6 protein-coding genes and 1 pseudogene are annotated in these 6,000 nt (G+C 63.5%); 2 read left to right on the forward strand and 5 right to left on the reverse strand.

The genetic code is table 11. From position 1 onward, the window contains the following. Window positions 1–34 precede the first annotated feature (34 nt). Entirely contained in the window at window positions 35–634 is a 600-nt protein-coding gene (locus KBX50_RS12580) for a DUF6228 family protein (protein WP_307870934.1), read from the reverse strand. A 214-nt stretch (window positions 635–848) separates the two neighbouring features. Here KBX50_RS12580 and KBX50_RS12585 point away from each other — a divergent pair, with 214 nt between their 5' ends. Continuing rightward, a complete protein-coding gene (locus tag KBX50_RS12585) occupies window positions 849–1,193 on the forward strand; it encodes a hypothetical protein (protein WP_307870935.1) in 345 nt (114 codons plus the stop codon). 269 nt (window positions 1,194–1,462) lie between these two features. Here the strand turns inward: KBX50_RS12585 and KBX50_RS32790 are convergent. Continuing rightward, window positions 1,463–1,594: pseudogene (locus KBX50_RS32790) on the reverse strand (hypothetical protein); the annotation flags it as partial. A 176-nt stretch (window positions 1,595–1,770) separates the two neighbouring features. Then, complete coding sequence (locus KBX50_RS12595) at window positions 1,771–1,956, reverse strand: hypothetical protein (RefSeq protein WP_158240193.1); 186 nt, start codon at window positions 1,954–1,956, stop codon at window positions 1,771–1,773. A 289-nt stretch (window positions 1,957–2,245) separates the two neighbouring features. Between KBX50_RS12595 and KBX50_RS12600 the strand changes: the two genes are divergently transcribed. Then, the gene (locus KBX50_RS12600; protein ID WP_210937201.1) at window positions 2,246–3,358 is read left to right on the forward strand and encodes a hypothetical protein; all 1,113 of its coding nucleotides are present in this window, start codon (window positions 2,246–2,248) and stop codon (window positions 3,356–3,358) included. A gap of 138 nt (window positions 3,359–3,496) precedes the next feature. Here KBX50_RS12600 and KBX50_RS12605 read toward each other — a convergent pair. Both KBX50_RS12605 and KBX50_RS12610 read right to left on the reverse strand, forming a co-directional pair. Then, window positions 3,497–4,296, reverse strand: a protein-coding gene (locus KBX50_RS12605) for an IS5 family transposase (protein WP_210937220.1) whose coding sequence is annotated in 2 segments (ribosomal slippage) — window positions 3,497–3,960 and window positions 3,960–4,296 — 801 coding nt in all. Because the reading frame shifts where the segments join, the coding sequence is not laid out codon by codon here. Window positions 4,297–4,418: 122 nt separating this feature from the next. Continuing rightward, entirely contained in the window at window positions 4,419–5,288 is an 870-nt protein-coding gene (locus KBX50_RS12610) for a hypothetical protein (RefSeq protein ID WP_307870936.1), read from the reverse strand. Between the last annotated feature and the right edge of the window lie 712 nt (window positions 5,289–6,000).

Genomic DNA, 6,000 nt, shown 5'->3' on the forward strand with positions numbered 1-6,000 from the left:
AAGTAGCAGCCGGCCGTGCTTCCGGCCAGGCGTGCTACGAGATCAACGAGGTGAGTTCGGCGACGAGACGTCGCATGTCCTCGCCACTGTCAAGGGTCACCACGACAGAGGCCTCCCACGCTTCCGCTTCGTAGCCCTGCGGACCTCGGATGACGAAACGGAGGCTGACAAGACCGCGTCCGTCGTGCGTCGCGTCGATGCGGAGCTCATGTTCGAGTGACTGCCAGCTACGCACGCCATCCCAGCCGTAAAACGACTCAGCCAGAGAGTCCGTCCAGGCCACGATCCCGTCACCGTCGAGCGTGCGGACCAAGGTCGCAGCGTTGACGCCGGCATCGTCCACCTCACATCGAAGGTCGAGCACCAAGTCATCCCAAGGTCTGTGGGGACTACGAAGGCGTACGGACCCTCGGCCCGGTTCGGCCGTGAGCTCGATGCCATCATCCAACTGCCGGAGCACGAGGCAGAGCATGCCAGTGATGCGAGCCGACCTCGCGCTGATTTCAATCCACGGTGGCTCAGCCGGTTCACTCTTCTGCCGCGTGGCGCTAGTGATCGAAGCTGGGATCAGGGCAGGTGCTGGCGGCCGGTCGTAGCCGAATAGCAACGTCGGACGTCCCGGACGTCGGGGCATGATGTTGGGTGCGGATGGTGACGAAACCGGAGGCAGTGGAGTGGACGGAGTGCTCACCACCGATGAACGTCGCGCCGTTGGTTGCGCTCACCAACTTGGGCTCATACTGACCAGTCACTGGCCAGATGTAGCCGCTCACTTGCTCGCACAAGGGGCGGAGGGGAAAGCGGTCGCGGAGCTTGCCGGCCTGTCTCGGATGGCGTCGCCTTGGGTCGTGGACCAGTTGGTGCCCGAGTTGCTGGCTGAACTTTCGATCACCGAGCTGCCCGCAGACGAGGCCATTGAGTTGGTCGGACGTGTGGTTGGGCAGGCGGTAGCTGCGCGAACAGACTCTGACGAGTTCGCGGCGGTCCGGGAACTGGCGCGGCTGAGCCCATCCCTCGGCTACCCCCTCGGCGTGATCGGCGACGCCTACTACGCATCCGAATGGCTGGACTGTGAGTGCCATGCCGATTCGCCCGAACGTGACGCGGCGGCTGCTTTGGAAGCCAGCCTACGCACCAGCAACCCCTTGAACCTCGACCCCGGGTTGCTACTGGCTGTGACGGCCACCGTGTGACGCCAGCCAGACGTCGCGTGCATCCGGAACTTCCGCAGAGCGGTATGTAGGCGACCTCTCCGCGCGTGCTGCAAGGCCCGTCGTTCCTCAACGCCCCGTAGCGAGGTGAAAGATCCCGGCTTCCACCTGCGCCGGCGCGCGGAGCCAGTTGGCGACCTGCGCGTCGAAGATTGGCGCGGCGTTCGGGTCAGCGATGCCATCGGCGCGCGTCCTTCGGTGTCGTGGCACAGTTCAACGACGGCCATGATGTGCAGCGCCCGGTTGATGCGCCGGTTCCCGGCTCGGGACAGGCGATCGCGATGCTGGTCGCCGGAGGACGCGTCCAGGGGTGCGGTGCCGTTCCAGGACGGCGAAGTGCCCGCGGCTGGCAAACCGGTGGATGTCCACGACGTCTCTCGCACGAGAGAGCCAGACGCGCCGCGAACCGGGTGCGTGACGGCGACGGCAGTCCGTCACGCACCGCACGTTGTCGGGCAACCTGTCGGAGCACGCTCGTACCGATGGGACTGCGCCAGCCTCCATGCCTGCCGCACCGACAGCTGGGCTGCTGTACTGCCGGGAAGGTTAGCGGTCGAGGCTATCGTGCCTGGCGTTTCGGCGCACGGATGGCGGCCTCCAACCGCAGGCCCGTCCCGACGAGTACGAGCAGCCAGGCCAGCGTAAATGGACGGTCGGTGGTTGTGCCGAGGGTCAACAGGGCGATGAGCAGTCCGACCACGATAGCGGCGGTACCGACGTTCCGGAGGGTGATGGTGGTCAACACGCTGCTGAGTTTGCCAGGGCACGTGGCCGTGCAGTCATCCGGACGCACTGATCTGGCCGCAGGCCGAGCGTCACATCGCGTAGCGGACATCGGAGGCACTGGCATCCGGTCGTGCCGAGATGAGTGCACGGACGCGGCAACAGCAGTTTCCTGCATTTGCGCTCGGGAAAAACCTAGGCATATGTAGCGCGGAGGCGATACGCTAGGTCCTTCTTGCGTCTCTAATTCCGTCGTTAGAGCGACCTGGGGGCTGGTCAATATGCAGGCGCACGGACTATATTACCCGTTCATGCGAGTCCGCGATCTGGAATGGCTCAAGGTCAGCATGCTTTATTGGGATAAGGTCTGGCGACTCCAGCCCGCGATTTATCAAATTAACGACGATGCAGAAACCCAGACCCTAGTTAATGAAGGTCTCGTGAGACCACTCAAGCCAGAAAAATACACTATGGAGACGGCCGCAGAACTTCTCCACTTTATGAGTGAACACCGATCATTGCTGAGGGAGCGATTCTCAATTCGGAATGCTATCAATGATGCCGACGGGCCGAACTGGGGCAGCGACGGTCCGGAAGGACCCAGCGGAGGACTTGCCTGGATTCACGCTAGCAAGATGAGCCAGGGATTCGCTCAGTTCGTTCACGAGGAAGGGATGGCCCGAATCGGCCGCGGGAACGATTGGCAGTGGGTGGGGGTTCACGAAACTGTTGCAAAAGCTTACATGATGGCTCTCGCCAGTGCGTGTGCGAGCGCGAATCGACTCGAGCCAATCACGGATCAAGCGGAGCATCTAGGGCCTGTCAAGGGCGTAGAAGCTGCAATGTACATGCTGATCGGTGTTCAGGCGGAGAGTCCACCGAAACCCTCTTCGCCAGACTGCGCAATGTTTGCGATGTTGGCGATAGACTCCGTAGTGCCGCGCGATCTCAAGAACATTAAGATCGAACGTCTACTTGAAATTCGTGAAAAGTTGTCAGAAGAACTAAGCGGGTTCCGAATCTTTGTCTCGGAGCAGCGTCAGGACCTCGAAGAGCTCGCGATAACGCGCGAGCCCGACATTCTTGCTGAGAAGTTCGCAGCACATCTTGAGGTAAAAGTGAAGCAGCCTTTGGGGCGGCTAAAAAAGGGCTATCGACTACTCAACGTCGAGACGATAAAGGGGCTCATCACAGTCCAAAGCTTAGCGCTTCCAGCAGTTGTTGCTCCTGGGTTTCAAAGCTTCCCCAAGATTGCAACAGTTGCGGGAATTAGCCTCGTTCTAGGCCAAGCTTGGTGGCAACGCAAGGTAACCCTGGACGGACTGAAATCCAGCTCGCCCGTTAGGTACCTATTAAGTCTCGATCAAACACTTCGGGCCGAGTTGGCCGCCAAAAGAATGATGAAAGTGCTCCAGTACACCTAGGCTCTTCGCGCGCTCGCCGCGGCATACTCTGATGCCGCGAAGCGCTCGCCACACTCCGTGCTGTGCACCTCGGCCCGACGCTTCGGTCTGGATGTCCAGTAGTGCCGAGGTGTGCGCTACGTACCTTACTTAGAGCTCCTAACTCTTTGAGTGTTGGAGTCGGCGCCAGCAGATGATGGCGCAGGCGAGGGTGAGGAAGGCTTCGTGGATGTCGTCGCGGATCTCCCAGCGGATCCGCAGGCGGCGGAACCAGTGCAGCAGGGCGATGGTCTGCTCGACGACCCACCGTCGGGTGCCGAGTTCGGAGCTGTGACCGGTTCCGCGTCGGGCGATGACCGGGGTGATGCCTTTGGTCCGTAGGTCGCGGCGGTAGCAGTCGTAGTCGTAGCCGCGGTCGGCGTAGAGCTGGTCGGGTCGTTGCCGGGGCCGGCCGCGGATGCCCTTGATCCGGGGGACCTTGTCGACCAGGGGCATGAGCTGGGTGACGTCGTGGCGGTTGCCGCCGGTCAGACTAGCGGCGAGGGGGATGCCGCCCGCGTCGGTGATGACGTGGTGTTTCGAGCCTGGCTTGCGGCGGTCGACCGGGCTCGGACCGGTTTTGGGCCACCCTTGAGCGCCCGGACATGGGAGCCGTCGATCACCGCCCGCGACAGATCCAGTTGCCCGGTCGCCCGGAGTTTGCCCAGCAGGACTTCGTGCAGTTGCTGCCACACGCCGGCGTCGTTCCAGTCCCGCAACCTGCGCCAGCAGGTCATCCCCGAACCGAACCCGAGCTCTTGGGGCAGGTACTCCCACGGGATCGCGGTGTAGAGCACAAACAGGATCCCGCACAACACCTTGCGATCATCCAAGGGCTCACGGCCGGGAAACCTGTGCCGCCGCGGTGGTCGGGGTGGCAGCAGCGGCACGATCTCGGCCCACAGCTCGTCCGAGACAATCCACGGCGGCTGCTCACCCCTCCTCACGTTCAGACAGAACGACCCTCACGTCCCGAGGACACGCCAACCTTCATTTCGTTAGGAGCTCTTAACCCGGCATTTGTCGTTTGGCTCGACTGTCGTCAGCGGGGCTGACGGTTGGCCCGGTTCGCGAGATCGGCAAGGGCGGCAACGCCGCGCAGTGGCTCGGAGACGATGCCGACGGCGGCCTTGTCGGCGTACGGGTTGATCGAGAAGCGGATCTCGGGCACGCGGCGGGTGGTGAGCACGTGCATGGCGCCGAGAGCGAGATAGGTGTCGGTGGGCTGCCACAGCGGACCAAAGGTGGTCTCCCAGTAGCGAACGTCGGGCAGGTCGCCGCCGCTTAGATCGACGATCAGCAACGTCGGCAGCTTTTGCGACTGGCGGATCTTGCGTTTGTAACGTAGCACCTCCATGGCGACGGACTGGGCCAGGGCAAGCATATGAGGGCTGTTGAACGGTGCCATCGACGACGTGGTGCTCCCGCCGCGACGGATTGTCAACCACGACGCCGGGATGCCGTCGGCCGGCCGGGCTGGGGCGGCCATCACCCGCAGCGCGGTGACACCGGGACTGCCGTCCGGCGGGACGAACTGTTCGATGATCGACCGCTGAACGCTGCTACGGATCGCGACCGGCGGGATCGGGTCGGTGCGAATTTCCACTCCGTCCGGAAGGCCGCGCTCGCGCAGTGCGGCGCTCAACGCCCGGCTCAGGTGCGACAGGCTGCTCGGACTGCGGGAGCCGATCTCGATGCCGAAGGCGGGCGGGTCGCCGCCGACGAGCAGGTCAGGACCGGCGCCGGTGTTGAACCGAAACGGCACCGTCGCCTCGGCCAGCAGCGACGCGACGATAAGCTCCGCCCGTAGCGGCATGAACCTCTCCATCGCCGGCTGACCCATGCCGCGGGCGGCCCGAAACTCGCGCCGTTTCGCGCCGAGTCCAGCCGGCGCGGCGGCCTCGAGGAGCACCAGCGTCTCCTCGATCGGGGTGAGGATCGGGTTGCGCCACCAGGCGTAGACCGTGCCCGGCGGTAGCGGATCCCGGCGACGGGACTTGAAGAACCAGCGCAGCGGGTGGTTTTCGACGCCATCGAGCCAGCGCTGCAACGTCGGCAGGTCACCCTCGGCGATTACATCCATAACTGACCACGTTAGGCGGACACACCTTCTCGCTCCAGCGGCTTTCCAGACGCAGGCGGTCGCGCATTCCCCGCTTTCAGCTTCCCACCGTCGCTGTTCTCAACTTCATCCACTACTCCTGCTCGCCGGGCAGCGAACGCGCTGAGGCCGCCGTTGACAGCGTGGTTTGCCTTGATCGCCGCCGCAGGTCCACCAAGATCAAATGCACGGATCTGCCGCCATCCGGTACGAGCGCGACTAACCCCGGCAGTGACAGAGTGTAATCGGCCAGTGGGTCGGCCGTTGTGGCGTGGAGGTTGCTCGACAAGGCGTCGTCGGCTCTTCAGGGACGTGGATCTCTGTACGCTCTGGCGTACCTGCCTGTACACCCGGCCCTGTACGCCGACACCACTGTCATCACGCCCGTCAGCGGCTGGGAGTTGCCCCCTGGTCCTGGACACTTGAGCCTTGGATCGTGATGGTCCGGGGAGATCAGGAGTCCCTGACAGATGGTGATGAAGCACTACCCCGCCGAGTTCAAGGCCGACGCGGTCGCGTTGTA

The organism is Micromonospora sp. C51, from assembly GCF_018070435.1.
GTDB classification, from domain to species: domain Bacteria; phylum Actinomycetota; class Actinomycetes; order Mycobacteriales; family Micromonosporaceae; genus Micromonospora; species Micromonospora sediminimaris.

Coding starts and splice junctions, on each gene's coding strand:
- KBX50_RS12580 (WP_307870934.1), bottom strand. CDS start 634: ATGCCCCGACGTCCGGGACGTCCGACGTTGCTATTCGGCTACGACCGG.
- KBX50_RS12600 (WP_210937201.1), top strand. CDS start 2,246: ATGCGAGTCCGCGATCTGGAATGGCTCAAGGTCAGCATGCTTTATTGG.